Consider the following 2,094-nt stretch of genomic DNA (forward strand, 5'->3'; position numbering starts at 1 on the left):
GCGGGGCGGCGGCAAGGCCCGCCCACGCCTGTGCCGGGCTGCTCACCTCGGCCGGGTCGCCGGCCGAGAAAGCATGTGCGGCAGCGGTGGCCACCGTCCCGCCCCACCCGCCCGGGCGGGCGCTCTGGCGGATGTCACCCTTCAGCTGGCTCTGGCTCTGGCCGACGGGATCCCGGCGCGGGTTCGTGGCGCATTCGGCCGCCAGCGCCGCGGCCTCGTCCGGCCCGCCCAGGATGTCGAGCGCGTTACGGACGAACGTCTCGATCCGGTCGTGAGCCGCCGCCGACTCGGCCAGCCCTTCCGAGCTGTACTCCAGCGACGACCGGTAGTGCGCCGACAGCAGGTGGTAACGCAGCACCTGTGGCCTGACCTGCTCGAACGCGTCGCTGACCAGGAAAGAGTTGCCCAACGACTTCGACATCTTGGTGCCGCCGGTGGTCAGCAGACCGACGTGCATCCAGTAACGGGCCATCTGCGGCGCGCCCCCGTGGGAGTGGGCCGCGCTGGCCGACTGCGCACGCTCGTTCTCGTGGTGCGGGAAGATCAGGTCGAGGCCGCCCCCGTGGATGTCGAAGACCTCCCCGAGGTACTTGCCGGCCATTGCCGAGCACTCGATGTGCCAGCCCGGCCGGCCGCGCCCCCACGGCGACTCCCAGAACGGCTCGCCGGGCTTCACACCCTTCCAGAGCGCGAAGTCACGGGGATCGGCCTTGCCCTCATCGCACTCCGGTGAGGCCTGGACCGCTTCCGGACGCTGGTGGGACAGCTCGCCATAGCCGGCGAAGCGGGAGACCCGGAACCATACCGAGTCGCCGCCGCGGTAGGCATAGCCGGTGTCCACCAGCCTGCCGATGAGCGCCAGCATCTCCGGGATGTGCCCGGTGGCCCGCGGCTGGATCGTGGGCGGCAGGACACCGACCGCGCGATAGGCGTCGTCGAAGGCCCGGGTCTGACGGGTGGCCAGCTCCCACACGCTCTCGCCGGCCCGGCTGGCGTTAATTATGATCTTGTCGTCGATGTCGGTGACGTTCTGTACGAAGGTCACCTCAAGCCCGGACGTGACGAGCCACCGGCGGAGCAGGTCGAAGGCGACGGCGGTACGGATGTGCCCGACGTGCGGCGAGGACTGGACGGTGGGCCCACAGACATACACGCCCACGTAACCGGGGCGCAGCGGCTCGAACAGCCGCAGGCGCCGGGTGCGCGTGTCGTAGATGTGGAGTCCCATCTGTCAAGAGTACGGCGCGGCCCCCCGCGGGATCCCTCGCCACCCGTGTCAGACACGACTCCGTTCCATGAACAGCCCGCAACATGTACGAAATCCGACTCCGGTAGAGGGCCGAAGCCGGATGCGCGCGGCCCGGAACGTGGTAGGCGGAACGGGCCATGCACAGTAGTGCGCACGGTATAACGCACCGCATGATGCACAGTAGGTAACAACGGAAGAACACAAGCCACAACGGCGAACCCTGGGAGTTTCACCGCACCCGGCGATATGCTAGGCCATGCAGCGGGACGCCAGGCCGCCGGGATGCCAGGCCGCACAGCAGGCCACATACCGGGCCGTCACCGTCAACCGGTGGTGAACACCCGTTCGACGGTGACGCGGATGACGATCCGCGTCACTTCGGGCGCGTCCCAGCGATACGTCTCGTCACCGGTGTACTTCAGCGCGAGGGCGTCGATCAGCTCGCGGCCCCCCTCTTCCGACAGCGTGGCCCGCCCCCGGACCTCCACGTATCCATAGGGATCCCGCTGGTCGAGGAACATGATTCCCACCCGCGGATCCCGCGCGATATCCCGCTCCTTGGCACGGCCCCGGATTGTGGACAACAGAAGCTCATCACCATCACGATCAATCCACAACACAGTCATGCGCGGAGACCCGTCCGGCCGGATCGTCGCAAGCGTCACGTAGGTCGGGGAATCCGCGAGCTTCTTGACCTTCTCGGGCAGATATGACGACATCAGGCTCCTCTGCCGCTCCTGTCGCTTTCCCACCCTGTCATCCGGTCGACGGCTGTCCGGTTGTCATGCCAATCAGGCATGACAACCGGACAGCTCGTGTCGCGCCCGCGGCACTCCCGGATATAT

At 67.8% G+C, this 2,094-nt stretch carries 2 protein-coding genes; both read right to left on the reverse strand.

The window, feature by feature from the left end; genetic code table 11:
* On the reverse strand, positions 1–1,228 hold a 1,228-nt coding region (gene cysS / locus AC5LUJ_RS10715), incomplete at its 3' end, for a cysteine--tRNA ligase (protein ID WP_493464863.1).
* Positions 1,229–1,572: 344 nt separating this feature from the next.
* Complete coding sequence (locus AC5LUJ_RS10720; RefSeq protein ID WP_250285427.1) at positions 1,573–1,968, reverse strand: PPOX class F420-dependent oxidoreductase; 396 nt, start codon at positions 1,966–1,968, stop codon at positions 1,573–1,575.
* Between the last annotated feature and the right edge of the window lie 126 nt (positions 1,969–2,094).

Source organism: Protofrankia sp. CiP1_Cm_nod3 (assembly GCF_982290655.1).

Bases quoted from the DNA above. Each gene is read 5' to 3' on its own strand.
- AC5LUJ_RS10720 (WP_250285427.1), bottom strand. From the start codon at position 1,968: ATGTCGTCATATCTGCCCGAGAAGGTCAAGAAGCTCGCGGATTCCCCG.